This window comes from Sabulicella glaciei (assembly GCF_026183895.1).
GTDB lineage: Bacteria > Pseudomonadota > Alphaproteobacteria > Acetobacterales > Acetobacteraceae > Roseococcus > Roseococcus glaciei.
This window is the reverse complement of sequence record NZ_JAPFQI010000001.1, coordinates 1-24,416: the sequence shown is the minus strand read 5'-3', so window position 1 is coordinate 24,416 and position 24,416 is coordinate 1. Positions and strand designations below refer to the sequence as shown.

The 24,416-nt window shown below is 68.5% G+C and carries 18 protein-coding genes and 1 pseudogene; 9 read left to right on the top strand and 10 right to left on the bottom strand.

Annotation, left to right across the window (positions count from 1 at the left end; genetic code table 11):
* The first annotated feature begins 49 nt into the window (after positions 1–49).
* Both OF850_RS00095 and OF850_RS00090 read left to right on the top strand, forming a co-directional pair.
* Positions 50–2,983: a response regulator gene (locus OF850_RS00095; RefSeq protein WP_301587625.1), complete on the top strand. Its 2,934-nt coding sequence runs from the start codon at positions 50–52 to the stop codon at positions 2,981–2,983.
* On the top strand, positions 2,980–3,354 hold the full coding sequence (locus OF850_RS00090) for a response regulator (protein ID WP_301587624.1): 375 nt from the start codon (positions 2,980–2,982) through the stop codon (positions 3,352–3,354). Before OF850_RS00095 ends, OF850_RS00090 begins: the two co-directional genes overlap by 4 nt.
* 37 nt (positions 3,355–3,391) lie before the next feature.
* Here OF850_RS00090 and OF850_RS00085 read toward each other — a convergent pair whose 3' ends face one another.
* The 6 genes from OF850_RS00085 to OF850_RS00060 all read right to left on the bottom strand — a co-directional run bounded on the left by OF850_RS00085 (position 3,392) and on the right by OF850_RS00060 (position 10,650).
* Positions 3,392–4,480, bottom strand: coding sequence for a single-stranded-DNA-specific exonuclease RecJ family protein (locus tag OF850_RS00085; protein WP_301587623.1), 1,089 nt, complete (start codon positions 4,478–4,480; stop codon positions 3,392–3,394).
* Between the two features lie 33 nt (positions 4,481–4,513).
* On the bottom strand, positions 4,514–5,590 hold the full coding sequence (locus OF850_RS00080; protein WP_301587619.1) for an SPL family radical SAM protein: 1,077 nt from the start codon (positions 5,588–5,590) through the stop codon (positions 4,514–4,516).
* Entirely contained in the window at positions 5,580–6,635 is a 1,056-nt protein-coding gene (locus OF850_RS00075; protein ID WP_301587618.1) for a spore photoproduct lyase family protein, read from the bottom strand. The genes OF850_RS00080 and OF850_RS00075 overlap by 11 nt, the downstream gene beginning before the upstream one ends.
* 273 nt (positions 6,636–6,908) lie before the next feature.
* Positions 6,909–7,448 carry a tripartite tricarboxylate transporter substrate-binding protein gene (locus OF850_RS00070; RefSeq protein WP_301587617.1) on the bottom strand — a complete coding sequence of 180 codons (540 nt, stop codon included), beginning with the start codon at positions 7,446–7,448 and terminating at the stop codon, positions 6,909–6,911.
* A 157-nt stretch (positions 7,449–7,605) separates the two neighbouring features.
* A complete protein-coding gene (locus tag OF850_RS00065) occupies positions 7,606–7,779 on the bottom strand; it encodes a DUF1328 family protein (protein WP_301587616.1) in 174 nt (57 codons plus the stop codon).
* A gap of 399 nt (positions 7,780–8,178) precedes the next feature.
* On the bottom strand, positions 8,179–10,650 hold the full coding sequence (locus tag OF850_RS00060) for an MORN repeat-containing protein (RefSeq protein WP_301587615.1): 2,472 nt from the start codon (positions 10,648–10,650) through the stop codon (positions 8,179–8,181).
* 320 nt (positions 10,651–10,970) lie between these two features.
* On the opposite strand from OF850_RS00060, the gene OF850_RS00055 reads away from it, so the two are divergent.
* The 5 genes from OF850_RS00055 (at position 10,971) to arsJ (ending at position 16,228) form a co-directional block, all read left to right on the top strand.
* On the top strand, positions 10,971–11,348 hold the full coding sequence (locus OF850_RS00055) for a PadR family transcriptional regulator (RefSeq protein ID WP_301587613.1): 378 nt from the start codon (positions 10,971–10,973) through the stop codon (positions 11,346–11,348).
* Between the two features lie 64 nt (positions 11,349–11,412).
* Entirely contained in the window at positions 11,413–12,786 is a 1,374-nt protein-coding gene (locus OF850_RS00050) for an FAD-dependent oxidoreductase (RefSeq protein ID WP_301587612.1), read from the top strand.
* Positions 12,787–13,128: 342 nt separating this feature from the next.
* Positions 13,129–13,959: a metalloregulator ArsR/SmtB family transcription factor gene (locus OF850_RS00045; protein ID WP_301587610.1), complete on the top strand. Its 831-nt coding sequence runs from the start codon at positions 13,129–13,131 to the stop codon at positions 13,957–13,959.
* Between the two features lie 2 nt (positions 13,960–13,961).
* Positions 13,962–15,002 (top strand): ArsJ-associated glyceraldehyde-3-phosphate dehydrogenase, encoded by a 1,041-nt coding sequence (locus OF850_RS00040; protein ID WP_301587606.1) that lies wholly within the window; start codon positions 13,962–13,964, stop codon positions 15,000–15,002.
* A complete protein-coding gene (gene arsJ / locus OF850_RS00035) occupies positions 14,999–16,228 on the top strand; it encodes an organoarsenical effux MFS transporter ArsJ (RefSeq protein WP_301587604.1) in 1,230 nt (409 codons plus the stop codon). Before OF850_RS00040 ends, arsJ begins: the two co-directional genes overlap by 4 nt.
* 89 nt (positions 16,229–16,317) lie before the next feature.
* Here arsJ and OF850_RS00030 read toward each other — a convergent pair whose 3' ends face one another.
* On the bottom strand, positions 16,318–17,982 hold the full coding sequence (locus tag OF850_RS00030) for a peroxidase family protein (RefSeq protein WP_301587602.1): 1,665 nt from the start codon (positions 17,980–17,982) through the stop codon (positions 16,318–16,320).
* A gap of 584 nt (positions 17,983–18,566) precedes the next feature.
* Positions 18,567–18,863 (bottom strand): hypothetical protein, encoded by a 297-nt coding sequence (locus OF850_RS00025; protein ID WP_301587600.1) that lies wholly within the window; start codon positions 18,861–18,863, stop codon positions 18,567–18,569.
* Between the two features lie 649 nt (positions 18,864–19,512).
* On the opposite strand from OF850_RS00025, the gene OF850_RS00020 reads away from it, so the two are divergent.
* Together OF850_RS00020 and OF850_RS00015 are read left to right on the top strand one after the other, a co-directional pair.
* Complete coding sequence (locus OF850_RS00020) at positions 19,513–19,686, top strand: hypothetical protein (protein WP_301587598.1); 174 nt, start codon at positions 19,513–19,515, stop codon at positions 19,684–19,686.
* 218 nt (positions 19,687–19,904) lie between these two features.
* A pseudogene (locus OF850_RS00015) lies at positions 19,905–20,927 on the top strand (SDR family oxidoreductase).
* 119 nt (positions 20,928–21,046) lie between these two features.
* Here OF850_RS00015 and OF850_RS00010 read toward each other — a convergent pair.
* Together OF850_RS00010 and OF850_RS00005 are read right to left on the bottom strand one after the other, a co-directional pair.
* Positions 21,047–22,039, bottom strand: coding sequence for an SDR family oxidoreductase (locus OF850_RS00010; protein ID WP_301587596.1), 993 nt, complete (start codon positions 22,037–22,039; stop codon positions 21,047–21,049).
* 17 nt (positions 22,040–22,056) lie between these two features.
* Complete coding sequence (locus tag OF850_RS00005; RefSeq protein WP_301587595.1) at positions 22,057–23,826, bottom strand: thiamine pyrophosphate-dependent enzyme; 1,770 nt, start codon at positions 23,824–23,826, stop codon at positions 22,057–22,059.
* Positions 23,827–24,416: the final 590 nt, after the last annotated feature.

The window sequence follows — 24,416 nt, the reverse complement described above, 5'->3', positions numbered from 1 at the left end:
CGCGGGTTTGCCTCTTGCCAGCACGCACGCCGGCGCCGCGAGAACACGCATGCCCACCGCCGTAGCTGCCCGACGCCCCTCCCCCCTCCAGCCTGTGCTCGCAGCCCTGCTGATCCTGATCGCAGCCGCCTGCGGCGCCGCTTCCTACCTCACCGCGGCACGTGACCGGGCAGAGGTCGCGGCCGGGAACGCCCTGGTGTTCGGGCTGGAAACCACCCTCTCGGCGCTGAAGGATGTCGAAACCGGGCAGCGCGGCTACCTCCTCGTGGGGGAGGACGAGTATCTCGTGCCGTTCCGCGAGGGGCTGCGGGACATCGAGACGCGGCTGGGTGGGCTGCGTGCCCTGCGCGATGCCGCCCGAGAACCCGATGAAGGACAACTCGAGACCTTGATCCGCCAGCGCGTGGCCATCGCGACACGCCTCGTGGAGCTCAAGCGTTCCGGCATCGAGGATCCCCTGCGCACCCTCGGCGGGATTGGCGAGGGAAAGGTCCTCATGGACGAGATCCGGACCGAGGTCGCCGACCAGCAGGAACGCTCTCGCCGTCGGGTGACGGCGATCGAGGCGCGAGGCGCCCGTCGCGCGACGTGGCTCATGGCCGCGACCCTGGCCGCGACGCTCGGCGGCGCGCTGCTGCTCGGCCTTTATGCGATGGGGCGCCGCCGGGCCGAGCGCGCGGCCAACGCGCTGCTGGACAGCGTCATCACCAATGCCCCGATGGGGCTGGCCTTCCTTGACACACAGATGCGCGCCTCGGGCGCGAACCAGGCAATGGAGGCGCTGGGCCAATCCGCACTCGGCGCGAAGGTGGGCGGCGGCCATCCCCTGCCCGTCCCGCTGCGAGAGGCGCTGGAGCCGAAGCTGCGCGAGATCATGCGCGGCCGCGCACGGACCGCCGAGGTCGATCTGGACCTTCCGCCCCTGGCGCCGGGACAGGCGGCGAGCCACCTGCGCGCGACGCTGTTCCGTCTGCGCAGCGACCGATCCTCTGGCGCCGGGCTGGTGCTGGAGGATGTCTCCCTGCGGAAGCGCGCGGAAGCCCGGCTCCGCCGCTCCGAGGCGCGGTTCCGGACCCTTGCGGAGGCCATGGCCCAGCTCGCCTGGACGGCGGATGCGGATGGAGCGATCACCTGGAGCAACGGGCGGTGGCGCGAGTTCACCGGGTTGACAGACACCAAGGCGCTGGGCTGGGACTGGCTGGACCTGCTCGACCCCGAGGAGCGGGATCCGGTCGAGGGCCGCCTCCGCGAGGGCTTCGCCAGCGGCGAGGCGTGGGAAGAAAGCTTCGCGCTCCGCCGTCATGACGGCCAGCTGCGCTACTTCCTCACCCGCGCCGTGCCGCTGCCCGACGAGGATGGCACGCCCGCCGCCTGGTTCGGCACCTGCACCGACGTGACGGAGCTGCAGGAGGCACAGGAGGCAGCCACCGCTGCCCAGGAGGCGGCCGAGGAAGCCAACCGCGCCAAGAGCACCTTCATCGCCAATATGAGCCACGAGCTCCGCACCCCGCTCTCCGCAGTGATCGGCTACAGCGAGATGCTGGAGGAGGAGGCTGAGGAGCTGGAGGGCGGCGAGGCCCTGGTGAGCGACCTGCGCAAGATCGGCACGAATGCGCGGCACCTCCTGTCCCTCATCAACGACGTGCTCGACCTTTCCAAGATCGAGGCCGGCAAGATGGAGGTCGCGCCGGAGGACATCGACGTGACGCGTCTGGTGGAGGAGGTGACCGCCACCGTCAGCGCCTTGCTTCGCAAAAACGGCAACGAGCTGGAGGTCCGCATGGACCCGGACCTTGGCCCGATGCATTCCGATCCGGTCAAGATCCGCCAGTCGCTCATTAACCTGCTCAGCAATGCCGGCAAGTTCACCCAGGATGGACGCGTAACGCTGACGGTCGAGGAGACGGGGGCCGAAAGCGGCGCACGCGAGGTGGTGTTCCGCGTCGCCGATACCGGCATCGGCATGACGGAGGAGCAGCTGGCCCGGCTGTTCCGCCGCTTCACGCAGGCCGACAGTTCGACGACGCGCCGGTTCGGCGGCACGGGGCTTGGGCTTTCGATCACCAAGGCATTCTGCGAGGCGCTGGGCGGGAGCATCGACGTCGCCTCGCGCGTCGGCGAAGGAACCACCTTCACCATTCGCCTGCCGGCCGACCTGAGCCGCCCCGCCGAGCGCGAGGCGGAGCCGCAGGCGGTGGAGCACGTGGGCGCAGGGCTGGTGCTCGTGGTGGATGACGATCCCGCCTCCCGCGACCTTCTGGCGCGCTTCGTGGCCCGCGAGGGGTTCGCCGCCCGCTGCGCCCGCGACGGCGAGGAAGGCCTCGCCATGGCGCGCAGCCTGCGACCGACCGCGATCATCGCCGACGTGATGATGCCGCGCATGGATGGCTGGGCCATGCTCTCGGCCTTGAAGAACGACCCCGAGACCGCGGAGATCCCGGTCGTGATGGCCAGCATCCTGCCGGAGCGGGCGCTGGCCGTCTCCCTGGGCGCGGCGGATTTCCTGCCCAAGCCCGTTTCCTGGCTGCGGCTCAAGTCCGTGCTGGATGGCTGGCGCACCCCGGGCCTCGCCTTGGTCGTCGAGAACGATCCCGACGCCCGTGCCGAGCTGCGGGCCCGGCTTGGTGAGGCGGGCTGGGCCTCGGAGGAAGCCTCGGGCAAGGAGGACGCGCTGCGCCGCCTCGCGGACGTGCCGGAGATTGGCCTCGTGCTCGTCGCCTTGCCAGGGCCTGGCGGCGACGGCCTCGCCTTGGTCGAGGAACTGCGCCGGCGTGGGCAGTCGCCCCAGGTCATCGCCCTCACGGGCGGCGAGGTCGCCACGGAGGAACTCGAGGCCCTCAAGGGACAGGTCCGCCGCATCCTTCCGGCCGACGAGGAGCCGCCGGAAAGCCTTCTGGCCGAATTGCGTCGCCTTCATCCGCGCCCCTCGAACGCGGCGCCCGGGCCGGCGTTGGTCACCGCATCCAAGGAGGTGAACCAGTGACCAAGATCCTGCTGGTCGAGGATCATGAGGAGTTGTGGGACCTGATGTCCCGCCGGTTGAAGCGGCGTGGCTTCGATGTCGTGCTCGCGCATGATGGCCAGGCCGGGCTCGATCAAGCGAAGGCAGAACGGCCGGACGTCATCCTACTCGACATGAACCTTCCGGTCATGGATGGCTGGACCGTGGCGCGGAACCTGCGCGCCGACCCCCAGACCGCGCGCATTCCGATCATCGCGCTGACCGCGCACGCCATGGCCGGCGACAAGGAGAAGATGCTCGCCGCCGGGTGCAACGAGTATCACCCCAAGCCGGTGAACTTTCCGGTGCTGCTGGAGCAGATCGACGCGGTGCTGCTGGCAGCCGAGGAGTAGGGGCCGGACCCACGGTGAACGACTGGCGGCCTTGGCTTCAGGCCTCCACCTGCGTGTCGTCTCCATAGCCGAGCCCAGCCATGAAACGATTCCATGCCATGGGCAGCAACGCACCACCCGAGGCCTGAGCATGCCCGTTTCCGTAGTTCACCGGGTCGGCGCCTTCCGGCCGGTGACGACGAAGAAACTCGATCAGGTCGGTCCCTTTCCCGGAGCGCGCGGCGAAATGAACCCGGCCGGCGCGGTAGCCGGTGTTGGCGGCGATCACGACCTTGTCCTTCAGTCGGCCCTTCCATTGCTGCGCGATCAACGGGTGGATCTGGCAGGCGGAGTGCAGAAGGATGAGGGCGACCTCGCCGCGGATACGGGGCGCGACGCGGCGGCCCTCGGCCAAGGCCTCCTGCACCTCGGCCTTGGCGGCTTGCAGCGATGCGGTCTCCGGAAACTCGCCGGACAGCACAGCCTTGGGACCGTTCGCCTTCAGCAGCACCGCCAGCGCCGGGCTGGCATCGCCAGTGCTGGACCTCCGAGGCGCGTTCAGAAGGGAGACGGCATTGCGCAGCGCCGTGATGCCCCACCGTTCCCGCGCCGCAGCCAGTTCGGGAAAGCCCGACGCCTCCTCCATGTCGCCGATGATGCCGAGCGCGGCAAGCCAGAGTAGATCGTCCACCTCGTCCACCGCGCCGGCGCACCACCAGGCGAGAAGCGAGGTGGTGGGCGTCGGGTGCAGGCCATGGCCGCTGATGGAGAGCGCCGACTCCGGGACGCCCGTCGGCACGTGGTGGTCCAGGAGCACGGTGGGCATGCCCGGCAGTGGCGGCTCGGCGCGAGTGCCAAGGTCGGCGACAAGGAGGCCGCCCATGCCCCGCGCGCGAAGTTCGGCGGCCATCTCGGGGGACCACGCGTTCTCGCCGCGCCCAAGCACCCGGACTTCCGTGCGCCGCCCGCTGCGCTCAAGCGCGCGGGACAGGATGGCCGCGGAGGAAAGCCCGTCCGCGTCATGGTGTCCGAGGATCAGGATGGGCCTCGCGGGATCGAAGGACATCAGGACGTCGCGAAACTCGCTCCGCCGGGCGGCCACCCAGGCTTCACTCGGGTAGGGGGATCCACCGCTGTCATCGGGCATGGCATCGTTCCTTGTCTCGGCGCGCAGGCGTCGTCAGGTGAAGTAGAGCACCCGCGCCTGTGGCAGGTGCCGCGCGACGCTCTCTTCCAGCCTCGCGCGCAACTCGGCCATCAGCGCCTTGGGGAAGACGTACTTGGCCGAGCCGAACTTGGTGAGCTTTCGGCTGCGCTGCGCCGGGTCCATCTCCAGGCCGCTTCCGGGGTGCCAGCCCTGGAGCACCTCGCGTGAGCCCTCGGTGAAGCGATGGGTGATCAGTTCCACCGTGAGGTCGATCTCCGGCGTATCCCTCAGCGCAGCGGCACAATCGGCCAGCAGCGCATCGTAGGCGCTCGGCCAGTCCGGCAGGTTCAGGATCGGCGCGATGGTGAGGCCGATGCGGTAGCCGGCCATGGCAGCCTCGCGCATGGCGCGGAGCCGGTTCGGCACGCGGGGCGCGCCACCCTCGAAGCGCTCCGTCCCACGCGCGTTGACGGAGAAGCGAATGCGCGTGCGGCCGTTGCTCGGCAGGTCCAGCAACGGTTCGATGGCGTCGTATTTCGTGGTGAAGCGGAGCTGTGCTTCCGCGTCCCAGGCGCCAAAGAACTGGATCGTCTCCGCCAGGCTGCCGGTGATGTGTTCGATGCCCAGGGGGTCGGTGTAGCAGGAGGCCTCGAAGGTCGTGCCCTCCGCCGCGCGGGCCGCGTTGCGCGAGGTGACCTGGCCCTGTCCCAGCAGCGGCGGAAGGGCGTCCAGGATCTCCGGCAGGTTGGCATAGGCGCGGATGATCGGCGGCCCGGCGAGGGAGCCTGCGAGATAGCAATACGCGCAATGGGCCGGGCAGCCCTCGGCCAGGTCGAAGCTCCAGTCGGCGCTGGGCGGAATCGGCTGCGGCTTGCGCCGGCTGGGCGAGGCGACGACGACGGCCATGGTCGACTTGGCGTCGCGGTAGGTGTCGGGAAGCCCGGCCAGGCGGTCGGCCTTCAATCGCACGACCTCGGCCCCGAGCGCCGCGGCCCGCCCTGCCATGGCCGCCCCATGCGGCCAGGAAAGGGCGGAGGGGGTGATGAGCAGGCGCTTCGGCTTCCAGGGCGGGTGGAGACGGGCGGGGGCCGTCAGCGCTTCAGAAAGCATAGCGCACACGGCAATACGGCATGCGGGAAGCCAGCAGGTCCTTGAAGCGCTGCAGCCAGCGGCCCTTCCAGCCCGCACGATAGCGCAGATTCGCGCCGCCGGACTCAGAGACCTTCTCCTCCTGGATGTCCGGGCGCCACAGCAGATCCTCCGCCTTCGGATGCCAGGCGAGGTTGATCTCGTGCAGATCGCTGTTGTGGGTGAGCATGATGATCTCGGCCGCCAACTGGTCCTTCACCGCAGCGGGCAGGACGTCGTCAAGTTCCTCGAACAGCAGGCTCCACTCCGCCTCCCAGCCCTCTCGCAACACGACGGGCGAGAAGTTCAGGTGAAGCTCGTACCCGGCCCGGTGGAGTTCCGGGATGGCGGCAATGCGCTCGGCCACGGGGGAGGTGCGGACATCCAGCAGCTTAGCCAGCGCGGGCGGCATGAGGGACATGCGGATGCGCGTGCGGCCCGCAGGATCGTAGCCCAGAAGATCCGGGTTCACCCATTTCGTCGCGAAGCTGCCCTTCGCACCCGGCAGGGTGCGAAACAGCGCGACCAAGTCCCGCACGTTCCCGGAGATGGCGGCGTCGACGGAAAGGTCGCCGTTCTCCCCGAGATCATAAACCCAGGACGAGGGGTCCACCTGGTTCGGTACCGTCTTCGAACCCTGCCGCGTGGCATGGCGCGCGGTGGCGGCCAGGATCGCCTCGATGTTGACGAAGACGCTGATGGGGTTTGCGTGCCCCTTGCGCCGGGCGACATAGCAATAGGCACAGGCCATGGCGCACCCGTTGGAGGAGGAGGGCGCGATGAAATCGGCGCTGCGGCCATTGGGGCGGAAGGTCAGCCCCTTCTTCACGCCAAGCACGAGGGCCTGCCGCTTGGTGGCCAGGTAGTCGCCCGGGTCGCCTTCCCGCAGCTCGGGAATGCGCCAGTGGGAGGCGACGGGGATGCGCTCAGCCTGCGGAAAGCGGGCGAGGATCTCCCGCCCGCGGACGTACTCCTCGACGACGGGCTCCATGTAGATGCGGTCGATGTCGAGGGGGAGGACAGCCATCGACTCGAATGTGGGGGCGCCCCCGCGGCTGCCCAGAGGATGGTGCATCCAACAGGCACCCCAAGAACCCCGAAGCGGTCGCGGGGGGCGCGCAGCCAGTCCTTGCGAGGGCCGTCCTCTCAGCGCATCCGGAAGGCGGGCCAGGGCGCTTTTGCGCCGGCCCAGGTCGTGTGCCGCAAAGGGAGCCAGCCCGAGCCGGCGCCGGCTCCTGCAACCCGATGTGTCACATCCAGTCAGGCACCAGTAGCAGTGCCGAAGCCGCAGGTTTCGCCATCACCTTGCTCCGCCCGCAAATCCAGCTTGGTCACCAACGTACTCCAGCACCGGGTTTCCTCGTGCGAATAATTCTCTAGGCGCTCCTCCGAGGCGGTGGAGGGCTGCGCGCCCTTCGGTCACGTTCCGGCTCTGGGGAAACGGAACGAACCGCCGGGACACGGTCAGCGTGAGCGGGTTCAGCCGCTGCCCCTGGATCTGCGGCGCCGAGGTGCCCATTCCGGGGAACATCATCGGGCACACGCCCGCAAACAGGTCGTTCATCGCCGGTGCGGTCCCCCTGTGCGGGATGTGCAACATCCGCAATCCGGTCTCGCAGAGGAACATCTCGGCGATGATGTGCTGCGACGTGCCGCTGCCCGAGGAGCAATAGCTCATGGGGCCAGGTGCGGCCCGGGCGCGGTCCATCAACATGCGGACATCCGTGAGACCCGAGGCTGGATTCACCACAAGGACATTGGGCACCACCGCCGTGATGGCGACCGGAACGAAGTCGGCATCGATGCGGTAGCTGCACTGAGGATACAGCGCCTCGGCCATGGGCTGATGCACACCCCCCGCCAGCTGGCCAAGGTGGTGCCTGGGCGCAAGCAGGCGACGGCTCGTCCACCACTGCGAAGTGGTGGACGAGCTATCAGCCACGGGTCGAGGCGGCACAACCCCGTCTGGGCGTGTCAGATCCGACCAGCAGTACGCGCTACGTCACTTTTTTGTAGATCGTGAGGCCGAGCACGAAGAGCGCGATGGCGATGATCACCGCAAGCCAGAACAGAACCTTGGCGATATCCATGAACGCGCCAGCGAGGCCGCCAAAGCCAAGCGCGCCGAGCACAAGAGCGACGACCGCGAAGATGATGGCCCATTTGATCATTGCGACTTCTCCTTCTGGAAGAGTGCAAGACGAACGGGCCAGCCCCATCCACGTTGCAGAGGGCCGCTGGAAGTGGCGCCCCGCTTCGAACTCGACTGAGCGACGCTCCGCGACGAGCCGCTGCGAACGGTCCAGGTCTGTACGGTCGTGATGCCAAGCCGTTCAGCGCGGGATGGGCGCCATCCGTGTCGCTTCCCGCGCGACGCTCGCGCCTGCTTGGTCACGCCAGCGGGCGCAGCCGGACGCTCGAAACGCCACGATGCTGCCGCCCGCGAGGATGGACCTGCCGTTTCAAGAACCGCCCGGCGCAGCCATCGGCTCCAGGTGAATGTGTCGTCGCCAATGTCGAGGCTGGCCTCGGCAGTCGGCCGGCTCGACAAGCACCGCAAGATGACGCGCTCACTGCCCCACGGCGCGTGTCCCCTGCGGCCCGTAGATCGTGCCGCGGACCAGCGCGTTGTTGCGAAATTCGCCCTCGTGGACTTCGCGCACATTGTTCCGATGCACGATCATCCGGCCGCTGACGAACCGGTCCTCCCGCCACTCGCCGGTCTGCTGCATCTCGTTGTTACTGGAGTAGAGGGTCGCGCTTCCGTGGACGCGTCCGTTGCGGAACTCGCCTTCGATCCGCTGGCCGGTGCGAAGGCGATAGGTGCCGCGGCCATGCCGCCCGCCCTGGAACTCGCCTTCGTAAACATCTCCATTTGGGAGGTGCAGGCGCCCTCGGCCCCAAGGTTCACCGGTCCCGGTCAGCATCCCCTCGTAGCGCCCCCCGTCTGCGCGGAGGATCCGACCAAGCGCCCGTGACTCCTGCGGGCCGAAGTGCCCGATGATCTGGTTCCCTTCCCGGTCGCGAAAATGCCCCTGCCCGAAGAAGGCCGACCCGACGGCGAAGCCGCGGTACCAGGCGCCGTTGGGCCAGTGCAGCTCGACCTCGTCGGCATCTCCGACCCGTGGCCCGATCTGCCGCCGCCTGGCGGCCGTGCCCCCGCCCTCCGCGGTGATGAGGTAGCGGTCGAAGACGAGGTCCACCGTGCCCCCGCTGGGGGTTCGCGCAGAGGCTGGCTCAAGGAGCCAGAACAGCAGCTCGTCGGGAAGTCCGTCCTGGGCCAGGAGACGGCCGAGTTCGGAGTCTTCCCGGTATCCCCCCCGCGCACGGATCCGCGCCTTCCAGGCCGCGAGCGCTGTCCGGGTCGCCTCGTCCATCTCGCCATTCAGTTGCAGCCGCTCCGCCAGGGCCCGGTCGCCTGAGGCGAGGGAGTCCTCCATGAGGGCCGCCTGCGCGGCTAAACGTTCGTAGTGCGTGAGGCGATTCCAGTCGCGCGCCGGCGGCGCGCCCTGCCCAGAACCCGGGCGTTGCAGCGCTTCGGCGGAGATGACCAGCCGCATCCGCTCGGCGGGGCCGGCGTAGTAGAGGAAGTTCCCTTCCCAAGCCTGCGCGGCGATGACCTCCATCGCGACCTGGTTGTTCGCGCGCATTCTTTCCACCGGGCTGGCCCTTTCAAGCCGCGCACGGGCCGCGATCAGGCGCCGGGCCGCCAGGATGCTGATGGCCGTCTTTTGCAGTGGCCGCCTCAAGACGCCGGCTTCGGGCGAGCGATTGAAGACCAGCAGGTGGAAGTTGTCGGGCGCCGATTGGACGAGGGTGACCACGTCGGGACGGGCGCCCATCAGATCCTGCGCCGAGAACCCAGCGTCATTTGGGTGAGTGTGGAACGTGAAAGCCATGGACGCGCTTTGGCGCGTGCGGGGGCCAAGAACGACGCTGTGGTAATTCCCGCGCGACACATCCCGCGCCTCGAAGCCGAAGGGCGTGGGCTGCAGATAGGCGCCGAACTCCACGCCGTCCCGCCTCATCCGCTGAAACAGGCCAGACATCTCACGGACCATGGATGGGGGGAGCGAAATGTGATCGGGCGGCTGGATCCCACCGACCTGGATCAGGGCGGCGAGGTCGAGAAACGCCGCGGACGCCGCGTCGAGATCCCGCCGCTCCACGCCCGCGATAGGGCGGAGAGGCATGGCGGCCCGATTCGGCCGAAGGCTGCTGTAGGACAGCGCGGCTGCCCATTCCGGCTCGGTGGCGGAGGCTTCCGCAGGGGGCACGCCGAAGACCAAAGGCCGCAGGTCGTGGACCGCAAGGCCGTCCCCTGAGCGAGCACCCGTGGTCACGCCTACCACCGCGACGGTGCCGTTCCCCATCGCGAGGACTGGCGCGCCGGGCAGCACCGGACTCTGGCCAAGGGCGGTGGGGCAGCGGATGGCGGCCAAGCCGCTGCCCTGCCGTTCGGCGGGACGCGGGGGCTGGGGTGCGCATCCGGCGGCGAAGCGCCAGGATTCCTCGCGATCCCGATGGGCGACCGCCAAGGCTCGCGCGCCGGCATGGCCTGCAAGGGCGAGCCAGCCTCTCTCCTCGCTGGAGCAGCGCTCCCCGCTGCGCTGGAGCATGAGCAGCACGAAGGGGGAGTCGCCGCCGATGAGGGCGAGCGGCGAATCCTTGTCGAGTTCCCCCTCGCGGAGCACGCTGACGCTGGTCAGCGCGGCAAGCCCGTCTGCGGGACCGAACTGCACGGAAAGAGTGAGTCGCTGGTCGGAAGGCCGCATGGCGGCGATGATCCGCCCCAGGCCGGCCCGGTCGGTGAGAACGTGGCATTCGCTGACCAGGGTGGCCGCGACCGGCGTGACATCCGCTGGAGCACCCGGAGGCGGCCTGATGGTGCCGATGGCGGCAGCGGCACGGTTCAGCAGCGCAAGCGTCGCGGCGTTGCCCGCCACAGCCCGCGGGGAGGGTGTCGCTGCCCTCGGGGATGGCTGGGCGATGGCCGCCGAACCGATGGAGGCAAGGCCCAGGGCCAGGAGGAGGGCAGCCAAACAGCATGAAAGGCTGACCCATCCTTTTCCGCCACCCTGGATCATCTTGGCCGCTGCCTCCTTGCGAAACCGGATCGCATCTCGGCACGCTTTCTTTCCCTTCTTCCACCAATTCGCGGTTGCACCAAACCGCCGCTGGCCGGGACGAGCGTCGCACCCAGGCATAGGATCTCCTGAACGCGTCATCGGAGAGGTCCCGCAGCCTTGTCCTGCCCGACGTCCGCGTCGCGGGCGATGCCTTGACCCTTGATATGTCAAACACCGAGGCATAAGCTTTGGCCATGCGCGCTAAGCCACGCCCTACCTCGACCCCGTCTCGCGTGGACTATGCCTCCCGCGATTACTGGGCCGGCACCATCAAGATGGGCCTGTCGAAATTCTTCATCCTGCGCGTCCTGCATGACGGGCCGATGCACGGCTATGACTTGGCTCGTGCGGTGGAGCGCGTCACGGGCGGATGCTGCTCGCCGACCGAGGGAACTATCTACCCGGTGCTGCGCGAGTTCGAGGCGGGTGGCTTCGTCACCGCGGCGGAGGAGGTCGTCGGGGGCCGCCTGCGCCGCGTCTACACCCTCACCGACGCCGGGCGCGCCGCCTTTCGAGTGGCGCTTGATGCCTGGATGGAGGCGACGACGGCGCTGCAGGACACGGGCCGCGCCTTCGCCTCGAAGGACCGCGCCCGGAAAGGCTGCTGCTGATGCGCCGCAACAAGCGTTTCCACACCCTCATACATCAACCATCTATGCATGAAGGAGCAAGATCATGATCGCTGGACCGCTGCCCGTCGCCATCATCGGCGCCGGCCCGATCGGCCTAGCCGCCGCCGCGCAGCTTCTCGAGCGTGGCCTGGAACCGCTCGTGCTGGAGGCCGGTGCCGAGATCGCCGCCTCCGTGCGCGCCTGGGCCCACGTGCGAATGTTCTCGCCCTGGCGGTTCAACATGGACGCGGCAGCCCGCCGCCTCCTCGAAGCGACGGGACGGGCGGCCCCGGACCTCGACCACTTCCCCACGGGCGGGGAGTTGGTCGGACACTACCTCGCTCCGCTGGCTGCGACGCCCGCGCTGCATGACCGCATCCGCACCGGCGTCCGCGTCATCGGCGTTGCCCGCTCCGATCATGGGCGTCTTTACGACGGCACCCACCGCAACGAGGCGCCCTTCGTGCTGCATGCCGAAACAGGAAACGGCATCGAAGCCATCGGCGCGCGCGCGGTGATCGATTGCTCGGGCACCTGGACCGCGCCGAACCCGGCCGGCGCGCATGGCATCCCGGCCCCCGGCGAGGCCGAGAACGGCGATCGCATCGCCCATGGCATTCCCGACATCCTGGGCAGCGAGCGCGCCCGCTATTCCGGACGGACGACGCTCGTTCTGGGCGCTGGTCACTCGGCGATGAATGCGGTGCTCGACCTCGCCTCACTGGCCAGGGAGGCGCCGGGCACGCGCATTCTATGGGCCTTCCGCCGCCCGCTCGCAGCGGTGAATTTCGGCGGAGGGGCACGCGACGGCCTTGCCGAGCGCGGCGCCCTCGGCGCCCGCGCCCAGTCCCTCGTCGAGAGCGGTGCGGTCACCGCGCTCGCGCCGTTTCTCATCGACCGCATCGCGGCCGAGGGCGACGCGCTCCTTGTCACCGGCCGGCAGGGCGAGCGAGCGGCCGCCGTGCGGGCGGACCGGATAGTTGTCGCAGCGGGATTCCGACCGGACCTTTCGTTTCTGCGGGAGGTGCGGCTGGCGCTCGATCCGGCCGTCGAGGCGCCTCCCGCCCTCGCGCCACTGATCGATCCCAACCTCCACTCCTGCGGCACCGTCCGCCCGCATGGCGAGGCCGAGCTGCGCCATCCCGAGGCAGGCTTCTACATCGCCGGCATGAAGAGCTACGGCCGCGCGCCCACCTTCCTCCTCGCCACGGGGCACGAACAGGTGCGCTCGATCGCGGCCTTCCTGGCCGGTGACGTGGAAGCGGCGCGGCGCGTCGAACTCGTGCTGCCGGAGACGGGCGTGTGCTCGACCGACCGGGTGGTGGGCCCGCTGGCTGCAAGCCGGGAATGCTGCGGTCCTGCGGTTCAGACGCCGATGCCTGGGGCCGTGTCCGCCTGCTGCTCGAATCCGCCGGCGCCGGAGTTGCGCTCACCCTGACCGCGTCGCTCTCGCTGACGGCTTGCGACGCATTGCCGCTGCTCCAGACAGCGCGAATAGGCGCGCCTGCCCGTTGCACGTAGCAGCCGGAAGCAGGCGAACGGGCGGCGCGACCAGGCAGCCCATCCCTTATGGGTTCGCAAGGCCAGCGCGGAGCACCAGCGCCTTCAATACGTTCCGCGAACTCATCTGCGCTGTCGTCCAAAGCGAGGCAAAGCGCTGCCCGCAGCACAGGTTGGGTCGGGCCCCGATCAAGACACTGCCCAACCCTTCATGGAATCTTCACATGACGCACGCAGACATTTCAATCATTCTCGAATAATGGAATCAAAAAGCGCCGCCTTGGCTTTCGCAGCTCTGGGCCAGGAGACGCGCCTCGACCTCCTGCGTGCCCTCCTGACCGCCGGCCCATCGGGACTCGCTGCAGGCGAGATCGCATCCCGGCTCGGCGTGCCGGCCTCGACGCTGTCCTTCCACCTGCGGGCGCTGGAACAAGCGGGACTGATCGCGGCCACGCGCCAGGGACGTTCGCTGCTTTACGCCGCACAGATCGGGCGCCTGCGCGCGCTGATGTCCTTCCTGGCCGACTCCTGCTGCGACGGCGCTCCGGAGCGCTGCGGCGACCTCGCCACCCTCTTCGACCATCCCGGCGAACGCCATTCCATGGCGATCTTCAACGTCCTGTTCCTCTGCACGCGCAACTCCGCCCGCTCGATCATGGCGGAAGCCATTCTTCGCAAGCTGGGCGATGGCCGCTTCCGCACCTTTTCCGCCGGCTCCGATCCCTCCTCGGACGGGCCGCTGCCCGCGGTGCTGTCGCAGCTCAAGGCACTGGGCCACGATGTCTCGCCCCTCCGGTCCAAGTCCTGGCAGGAGTTCGCCCGGCCGGCCGCGCCACGGATGGATTTCGTCATCGCCGTCTGCGACACGGTGAACGGCCAGGCTTGCCCCGATTTCGGCGAGACGGCGCTGACCGCCGCCTGGCCCCTGCCCGACCCAGCGAAGTTCACTGGCAACGCCGTGGAGCGGGCGACGCTCATCAACGAAGTCTGCGCCGCTCTGCACCGCCGCTTGGCGATCTTCACCAGCCTCCCCTTCGCCTCGCTGGACCGCATCGCGCTGAAGGCGCGTCTGGACGAGCTGGCGGACCCGCACGCGCTGGCGGCGCGCTGACGATGCGCGTCGGCATCAACGGCATGGGCCGCATCGGACGCCTGGCGCTTCGTGCGGCCCTCGGCGCCGCCGAGCGCCCCGAGGACGACCCGCGCCGCGGCAACCGGCTGGAGGTGGTTCATCTCAACGAGATCAAGGGCGGCACTGGCGCCTGCGCCCACCTGCTGGAGTTCGACAGCGTGCAGGGCCGATGGCGCGCGCCCATCGCGGCGCAGGACAGCGCGATACGGATCGGCGGCCATCGCCTGTCCTTCAGCGAGCACCCGAAACCGGGCGACATCCCCTGGGGCGAGCTGGGCGTGGATGTGGTGCTGGAATGCACCGGCAAGTTCCTGTCGCCCGAGACGCTGGACGGTCACCTCCGGCGCGGCGCGAAGCGCGTGGTGGTCGCGGCACCGGTGAAGTTCGACGCGGTGCTGAACGTGGTGGTGGGCGTGAACCATCACCTCTATGACCCGGTGCGGCACCCGATCGTCACGGCCGCCTCCTGCACGACAAATTGCCTGGCACCCCTGGTGAAGGTGGTGCACGAGGCCATCGGCATCCGCCACGGCCAGATCACCACCATCCACGACCCGACCAACACCAACGTGGTGGTGGACGCACCGCACAAGGATCTGCGCCGCGCCCGTTCCGCCATGCTGTCCCTGCAGCCGACCACGACCGGCAGCGCCAGCGCCATTGCGCTGATCTATCCGGAGCTAAAGGGTAAGCTGAACGGCCACGCGGTTCGCGCCCCGATACTCAACGCCTCCCTCATCGATTGCGTCTTCGAGATGCGGCGCGACACGACCGCGGAGGAGGTGAACACCCTGCTCCGCGAGGCCGCGGCCGGTCCGCTCGCCGGCATCCTCGGCTTCGAGGCGCGGCCCCTGGTGTCGGCCGACTACGCGCGCGACACGCGCAGCGCCATCGTGGACGGTCCCTCCACCCTGGTCACGGACGGCACGCTGCTGAAGATTTACGCCTGGTACGACAACGAGATGGGCTATGCCTGCCGCATGGTGGACCTTGCCTGCCACATGGAGCGCGCCGGGCTATGAGCGCCGCGGTCGGCACCCGCGGCGCCACCCGCAACTACGCCATCGTCACTGCGGCCTATTGGGGCTTCACCCTGACTGACGGTGCGCTGCGGATGATGGTGCTGCTGCACTTCTTTCGCCTCGGCTATTCGCCCTTCACTCTCGCTTTTCTGTTCCTGCTCTATGAGGCGTCGGGCATCGCCGCGAATCTCCTCGGCGGCTGGCTGGCCACGCGGTTCGGCATCACGCGCATGCTCGCTGTCGGGCTCGCAACGCAGGTGGCGGGATTTCTCCTCCTCTCCGCCGTGTCGCCTGGCTGGAGCGCGGCGCTGTCCGTCGCCTGGGTGGTCGGCGCGCAGGGCGTGTGCGGCGTCGCCAAGGACCTGACCAAGACCGCGAGCAAGTCCGCCATCAAGATCACCGCCGGTGAGGCCTCCGGCCGGCTCTTCCGCTGGGTCGCTTTCTTCACCGGCTCCAAGAACGCGATGAAGGGGTTGGGCTTCTTCCTGGGCGGCGTGCTGCTGGAGGCGCTGGGCTTCCGCGCCGCGCTCTGGGTCATGGCCGCCGCGCTGTCCCTCGTGCTGGCCGCCGTCCTGCTATCGCTGCCGCCGCTGATGGGAAGGGGCAAGGCATCGCGCTCGGCGCGGGAACTGTTCGGCAAGAGCCGAGGCGTGAACCTGATCGCCGCGGCGCGAGTCTTCCTGTTCGGCGCGCGCGACGTGTGGTTCGTGGTGGGGCTGCCGGTCTTCCTTTATGCCAACGGCTGGAGCTTCACGATGGTGGGCGGGTTCCTGGCCGTCTGGACCATCGGCTATGGCCTCGTCCAGGCCAGTTCTCCCGCCATGGTGCGGCGCAGCGGCGACGGGCTGTCGGCGGAGATCCCGGCGGCGCGGCATTGGTCCCTGATGCTGGCGGCCATCCCGGTGGGGCTGGCGCTGCTGGTGCTCAGCGGCGCTCCGCGACCGGATCTCGTCATCCCACTCGGGCTTTGTGTCTTCGGCCTCGTCTTCGCCGTGAACTCCTCGCTCCATTCCTACTTGGTCCTGGCCTATGCCGGCTCAGAGAAGGCGGCGGAGGATGTCGGCTTCTACTACGCCGCCAATGCCGCCGGCCGCTTCAGCGGGACCTTGCTGTCGGGCCTGCTCTACGCGGGCGGCGGCATCGCCGCCTGCCTCATCGGCTCAGCGCTCATGCTCGCGGCCTGCTGGGTGGTGACGCTGGCCCTTCCTGCAACATGCCAGCGCTAGCTCCCAGCGCCATTGTCTGCCCTCGGTGGACCCCGCAACACCCGTCGCGCCCAGGAGGCCAAGGCCGCCCTGCCCGACCTCGCCGCCGCTCAGGGTCCCGCCGGACCGCGGTTGGCCGGGACATTGAGGGGGTCGAGGTCGCCAACGAAGCGCAGCAGGTCGGCCATGTCGAAATGGCCGGGCCGAGGACCGAGCGTTGGCCGCCAGCTGGGTTCAGCGACGAGAAAGCTCTCGTCATCGCCCTGCAGCAGGCCCACGAAGACCTCGGCCAGGATGCGGCTGCCCACTGGGCCCAGGCGCGCGCCCTTGTTCCCCTTCAACTGCGCTTCCTTCAAGATGTAGTACCAGAGCGGCGTCTGGTGCTGCAGGCGGAGCGTTTCCACCACGGGCCCGTCCGGTCCGTTGCGCGGATCGGTGATCTCCTCCGGCGTCAGCGTCGTGTAAGTCATGCCCTCGGCCGGTCGGTGCATGTGCCGCGCCACGTCCTGGCCGCTCGGCAGCCCCATCAGCACGCCGCGCTTCAGGTTGAGGAAGGCAAGGCTGGGTCCTGTCCGGCCGGGCCCAGCGGGAAGCTGGTGCAGCGCCTCGGCCAGATACGGATCGATGGTGCGGGAGAAATTGAAGCCGAACTTGTTGTCGGCCTTCTTAATGTCCAGACCCATCTGCGTCGGCTTGCCGAGGTCGAAGAAGCGGTGCCAGTCGATGGGCCAGTCGGCGGGCAGCGTCTCGAAAGAAGGTTGCGGTCCTGACGGCGAATCCTTGCCACGGATGGCGCCCGACTTGCCGCTGAAGAGGAAGAGCAGATCGAACCCGATGTCGCTGAAGGCGCGGTTATGATTGTAAGTCTGCCGCACCATGCTGTGCCCGAGCCGATAGACCGCGACCGAAAACTCAATCGGGATGTAGGGCTGGCCGTAGCTCTGCTGCTCCTCGAAGAGGTAGAACTTGCGCCCGTTGCGCAGCACGTCCTCCACCTCGTTCGGATCGACGATCTTCTTCAGGAAATCGTGCAGGACGATCCACTGGTAGTGCCACGCGACCTCGCGCCGCGCCATCGAGAAGAGGCGGTCTCGTGCCATCTGTGGATGCCGCTTCGGGAGCGTGTCCATCATCAGCTTGTTGTGGAACTTCAGGAAGGCTAGATGGATCTGCGCGACAAGCAGGTTCTCGTCGTTGCGCGGGTCGCCGATTAGCGCCGTCCCCTGGCTGTTCCGCGGCAGGTCGTTCGGGATGCCGGCCTTCATCCGCGGGTCGCCGAGACCCAGGGTGTCGCAGCGGCCGATGATGAACGTGTCGAACTCATCACGCGCATAGAGATGCGGGCTGCCGGCCGGTCCGATACCGTAGACGCTGTCGAGCTCCAGCTTCGGCGTGCGGAAGTTCTCCACCGCCGAGCGGTCCACCACGCGCTCGCTGATGGGCGTGGTGTCGAAGGTGATGTCGTGATCGACGAACTGGCCGAGATAGGTATAGCCGGCCGCAATATCCTTGTTGTCCGTCGAGCTGGTGCCCGGCCCGTCCTTCATCGCCTTTGCCAGATCCGCAAGTCGCGTATCGTCGACTTCGAGTGCGGTGGTCAGGCGGGGGAACATGCGGCCGAACTTGCCGGCCTTCACGCTTGTGCCGGGCGGCGGCACCAAACTTCCTCGTGGGGTGCGGCCATGCGCGGCCGGGGCCGCTGCAGGGGTCGGCTCGCGCCCCTGAATGAGGACTGCCGGCAATACCTGGCTTTTGGTGACCTTGGTGCCAACCATCACAAGCCTCTCCCTTCTTCTCCCGCGACGGGCGTTATTCTTTGACGGGACGGTATACCTCCCAAATCAATGCTGCCAGCATTATGACGAAGGGCGTCCTGGGACTTACGCAGATCTTACCGATACATGACAGCTGCGCCAGCCATGCGCTCCTGTCGCAGCGTCAGGTCCGCTTTGGGTCGGATGCGGAGGTTTCTCGACGCACATCGCATAAGGCGGCTGAGGCAGATGTCGAAAGGCCGCACGCGAGGATCGGGCAGTTGGTGGTCGAACGGAGTTCTTGCCGGACGCCTCCGGTCAATGAGCCTGGAGCGGCGAGGTTGGATGATCGAGCCGGCGCAGCTTCGGCAGATTGCGAGGCTCGGGAACGTGGTGACGAGACAGTTGATTGGGGCGGCGCAAGCTTTGAACAAAAGAGCGAGCCTTGTGCCCGAAGCCGCTTTTCGGGAACCGTGAGCGCAGGCTCACGATGGCCTGGCTGCAACAGCAGCCCACCCGCGAGAGGGCGGATCGTATGTTTTGCCGGCACCTCCTGCGGCATGATCTTGTCCAGCTGCCGTAGATGGCCAGATCAGGATTCCTGTTCAGAGCCAGATCTCCATTTCTGCTTCATTCTTCCACCAGACTTCTATTACGTTACGCACCATGCGTTCGGCCAATGGAATACCGAACGCCCATTTCGTGCAGCAGAGGCACCCCATGGCGAAAGCCCCGCGTGATGAGGACAAGCCGAAGAAGGCCAACCGCGCAGCGGCCCGACCGCGTCGAGCGGAAGCCTCGAAAGGGAAAACCCCGGCACGCCCGGGGGTATCAAACGCCCGGAACGAGGCGAAGGTGAAATCGAAGCGGAGCGCGGGGGCCGGTGCGAAAAAGCGCAGCACCGCCTCGTCCTCTGCTGCGGCAGGACGCACGGGTCAGGCACCCGCACGAAAGAAGGCCTCGGCGGCCGAGGCGACAGGGACCAGCAGGACCCGGAGCGCTCCGGCAAGAAGCCGGACGAATACGGCTGTCACCGGCCGGCGAGCAGCAGCGAAGCCTGGAGCGTCCGAGGCGCGCCCCACCGCGGCTCCGACACGACGCGCCTCCCCGAAGGCCGCGCCGAAGGGTCGAACCGGGTCGGCCACTCCCCGGCCCGGCGGCACTGCCGTACCGAAGGGTCGAATGGGCGCCACGGCAGCGCAGGGCCGAGCCGCCGCGAAGACGGCCAAGGGCGGCGGCACTCGGCAGCCACCCGCCAAGGCAGGAAGCGCAGCGTCAAAGCGCGGCGCCTCTCGATCCGCGCAATCCAAGGTCGGCGGCGCCAGGGTCGAGGCGTCTGTGAAGGCGGCACCCCGCACCAGCGCAAGGGGGGCGAAGTCGCCCGCCTCCGTTTCGCAGCGCGCAAAGCCATCCGCTTCATCTGCCGAGCGCCCTGAGGAGCCGAAACCCCGTTCGCGTCGGCGGAGCCCGGCAGGAGCAAGGCAGGTGTCCGCAGAAACTGCCGCAAGCACAACGCCAATCGCCGACACCGCTTCAGCCATGGTGGCTTTCGTGACTGCACCCCTCGTGGCGGCCGTCGAGGTCACGACGGAGGCCGCTTCCATCATGGCCGAGAATGTCGCCTCCGCCATGGACCAGAGCGCGGGGATGCTGGGGATCGGCACGTCATCGGAGCAGGAGGGGAACTCAAGCGATAAGGACGGATACGAGAAGGATTCGGGCTGAATTTCACCCAGCCCCAGTCTGCGGATTCCCAATAGCAGCGAGGCCTCATGGCGGGCTTGCAGTGACTGCGGTGGCCCGGCGAGGCAGCGGTGCGGATATCGGCACAGCCTACGCGGGACAGAAGGAAGCCTTCCCGTGAAGCGAAGGCATCCCGGGCCGCGAAACCCGCCGGGCGTCCAGGCTTTGCAGCGGGAGCACGCAGCGCAAGGTCCCCTCCCATGCCGCAAGACAAGCCTGACAACGCGGAAGACACGCGCGCCACGCGGCGCCTCCTGGTCGGAACTGGCCTCGCAGCCCCCGCCCTTCTTGCGGGGGCAGGCCCTGCCGCGGCACAGCAGCAGCCAGCACAACCCGCGCCGGTTCCGCTGAACAACCCCCGCGAGGCCTATCCTCGCCCGCCCTTTCCACAGCAGCGGCAGGAATGGCCCGGCCTCGCCGCACGCATGGAGCCGCGGCCCGACCACGGGGAAACCAGCTATCGCGGCTCGGGCCGTCTCGCCGGACGGAAAGCGCTGCTGACCGGTGGGGATTCCGGCATCGGCCGTGCCGCTGCCATCGCCTACGCGCGCGAGGGTGCAGACGTCGCCATCAACTACCTCCCAGCCGAGGAGGAGGATGCGCGCGAGGTGGTGCGCCTGATCCGCGAAGCCGGACGCAAGGCCGTCGCCCTGCCCGGCGACATTCGCGACGAGGCGTTCTGCTAGCGGCTCGTAGAGGGTGCAGTGCGCGAACTGGGCGGGCTCGACATCCTGGTGAACAATGCCGCGCGGCAGACCGCGCAGCCCTCGATCACGGACATCAGCACCGAGCAGTTCGACGCCACGATGCGCACGAACCTCTATGCGATGTTCTGAATCACGAAAGCCGCGCTGCGCCATCTGCAAGCAGGTGCGGCCATCATCAACACCGCCTCCGTGGTCGCCTATGACCCGCCGGTGATGCTGCTCGACTACTCGGCCAGCAAGGCGGGAATCATCGCCTTCACGCAAGCCCTGGCGAAGCAACTTGCGGAGAAGGGCATCCGCGTGAACGCGGTGGCGCCGGGACCATTCTGGACTCCGCTGCAGCCGAGCGGCGGGCAGCTTCCAGGCGCGCTGGAAAACTTCGGCGGCGAGGCGCCGCTGGGCCGCCCAGGCCAGCCGGTCGAGCTGGCACCGGTCTTCGTGATGCTCGCGACCTCCGAGCTGAGCTACGCGACCGGCGGCGTCTTCGGCAGCACCGGCGGCCGCCCTGGACCCTGACGGCAAGGGGGCGGACCCTCACGGCCCCACGGACAACGGCGTGTGACCCTGCTCCAGGCAAGTAGGATGTCCGGGGCAGCCAGCACGTGTTCCACAGGACATGCGCCGAGCGCGAGGCGTCAGGCACGATTCCTTGCCACGAGCAGAGCGGCCACTGCGCTGACGGCGGCCAGGCCACCCAGCGCGGCCCAGTCGAGCGTTCGCGCCGAGGGCACGCCCTTGCGCGCTCGCCAACCGCCGCTCGCAGCGGTTCCTGCGGGGACCGGACGCAGGACAGCCCCTTCACTTCGCGGCGCAGGCCGCGCGCGCCCCAGGGCAAAACGGATGGCGGAGCCCATCACGCGCTCAGTCATGCCGCGTCCAAGCGTGTAGCTGAGCTGGGCCGCACGGGCGGGCCAACCCACGGCGGTCTCGTCACGCGGCGTGCGGGCAAGCCGCAGAAAGACCTCCGCCACGTCCTCGGGTGCGTAAAGATGGGGTCCGGGATCGGTCCGCCGCCCGGAGAAGTTTGCGCCGTGCTCCAGTCCCGGCGTATCGATCATCGCCGGAAACACAGCGCAGACGTGGATCCGCGGGAAGGGATGCATCTCCTGGCGCAGGCTGGCGGAAAGCCCGCGCAGCCCGAACTTCGCCGCCGTGTAGGCCGCGGCGTAGGGAGTGGGCGCCCAGCCGCCCAACGACACGTTGTTGATCAGCGTGCCCTCGCCCTGCCGGCGAAACTGCGTGAGCGCGGCGTGCGCACCATAGAGAGCGCCCAGCAAGTCGACCTCGATCGTCTTGCGATGGATCTCAAGCGGCGTTTCCGTGAAGGGGCCGAAAGCGCCCGTGCCGGCATTGTTGATCCAGACGTCGATGCGTCCGAAGGCACCCAGTGCGCCGTCTGCGAGCGAACGCACCGCCTCCGGATCGGTCACGTCCGTCGGGATTGCGACCGCCTCCGCACCGAGGCCACGGCACTCGGCCGCCACCTGCTCCAGCACGCCGCCGCGTCGCGCGGCAAGGACGACACGGCAGCCCTCGCCTCCGAAGATTTGCGCGGCGGCGCGTCCGATGCCGCTGGAGGCGCCGGTGACCACCACCACGCGCCCATGCAGATCCGTCCGGTCTGGCATTGCCGTCTCCTTCACCCTCAGGATGATTTGTGCCGCGCCATCATTTCCCGCGCCGGAGCGCGGGACAGGGCGGCGCGCAACTCGTCAGCGCCGGGCGTTCCCGCCTCCAGCGCCTTCTCCAAATTCTTGCGATAGGTGTCGGGCATGACGGCGGGGAGCAGCGGCTCATTCGGGTCCACCAACGCCTCGATCACCACGGGGCCGGGCGTGGCGAGGGCGACGTCCATGACCTCATCGAGCCGCGCAGGGTCGTCCAGGTAGAAGCCGCGCCCGCCCATTGCCTCGGCCGCGCGGGCGAAGGAGATATCGGGCAGGTCGCAGCCGAACTCCGGATTGCCCAGGAACAGGATCTGTTCCCACTTGATCTGCCCAAGCGTGCCGTTCTTGATCACGAGCACCTTGAGGTCGAGGCGATGCCGCACAGCGGTGGCGAACTCGCCCAATTGCATCGCGAAGCCGCCATCCCCCACCACCGCGAAGACGGGCCGCTTCGGAAAGGCCAGCCCCGCAGCGATGGCGTAGGGCAGCCCGCAGGCCATGGAGGCAAGAAGTCCGGAGACGCCGAAGGCATGGCCATCCCGCAGGGAAAGGTATCGCGCCGCCAGCCCCGTGTTATGCCCGCTATCCGTTGCGATCACGGCGTCGTCGGGCAGGCGCGCGGAGAGGGCGGCGACCGGTGCGCCTGGATGCATGGGCCGCCGCGCGGCTGTTGCGCCCTCATGCAGAGCATCGCGCCAGCGCGTCGTCTCCTCCTGCGCCGCCGCCAGGAAGGAGCGGTCCTCCTTGCGATGGAGGCGGGCGTTCAACGCCTCCAGCACCGCCTGCGCGTCGCCCACCAATCCCACTTCGGCCGGATGGCGCAGCGAGATGTGGAGCGGGTCGAGGTCCACCTGCACGCAGCGCGCCTGGCCCGGCTTCGGGTAGTACTCGATATAGGGGAAGGTGCTGCCCACGATCAGCAGGGCATCACAGCCCTGCATCGCCTGCTCGGTGCCAAAGGTTCCGTACAGTCCGATGCCGCCAGTGCTGTGCGGATGGTCGTCCGGCAGCACGGCCTTGCCCAGCAGCGCCTTGGCCACTGGTGCAGCGAGAAGTTCCGCGGACCGCTCCAGCTCCGCCCGGGCGGAGAGCGCCCCGCGCCCGGCGAGGATGGCGACCCGCGAGGCACCGTTCAGGATCTCCGCCGCGCGGTCCAGCTCTTCCGGGCGCGGCAGGGTCAGCGCGCCGCCCAAGGCGGTGGAGACCGGATGCGGCTTGTTGCGGGGCGAGGGATGCTCGTCCGAGAGCGGTTCCTCCTGCACGTCCACAGGCAGCGAAAGATGCGCCACTCCGCGGCGGGTCAGTGCCGCGCGGCACGCAAGCGAGGCGACGTTTTCCACATGCGCCGCGCCCATCACGCGGGCGTTGAACACGGTGACGTCCTGGAAAAGCTTGTCCAGGTCCACGTCCTGCTGCGTCATTGTGCCCAGCAGGTCGTGGTACTGCATTCCCGTGATGGCGAGGACCGGCGCCTTGTCCAGCTTAGCATCGTAGAGCCCGTTGAGCAGGTGGATGCCGCCAGGGCCGGAGGTCGCAAGGCAGCAGCCGATCCGCCCGGTCCACTTGGCCCAGGCGGTGGCCATTAAGGCGGCGCTCTCCTCGTGCATCACGTGGATGAACCGGATCCGGTCCTGGCGCGTGCGCAGGGCCTCCATGATGCCGTTGATGCCGTCGCCGGCCAAGCCGAAGATCGTGTCCACCCCCCAGGCTTCCAGCGTGTCGAGGAGGATCTCAGCGGTCTTTGTCATCGTGCGGCGCCGATCCTGAAGGGGATGGAAATGCCGGGCACAGGCCTGCACCCGGTTCGCTCGGCGCAAGGGTGCCAATCACGGGGCACAGCTGGCACGACAGCTTTGGAGCCGACATGGGAAGCTGATCTTGCGTCAGGGCCTCCTGCGAACGCTCACCTCCGCAGCGAGTTGAGCCAGCCGAGCATTTCACGACGCATTTCGCCACCCCACGGGGGCGCGATCGCTCCCGGGTCTGAGGCGCGTGGCAGCGCGGGGCTTGGCTCCTCCTAGAACCTGATGATGCCACATTGTGAGAATGGCACCGGACTGCGTTTCATTCCTGTCGCGGTGGGCTGTTGTAGATGGCGTCCCGGGCCTTCATTCGTTGGTGGCGGGCTGGCATGTAGTCCTGGCTCGGGACTGCAAACCCCCGGGCGAGCGGGAAGCGCCCCTTGCCCAGTTCGTTCGATAGCGGAAGTTCCATAGTCTCTTGCCGCGGCTGTTCAGTGGAGCAAGGCGAAGCCGACTGACAACACGACGATGGCCGCGCCGGTGACCAGGGAAAGAAGCAAGGCGTTCTGCCGGCGCATCGCGCCTCCTAGACCAGA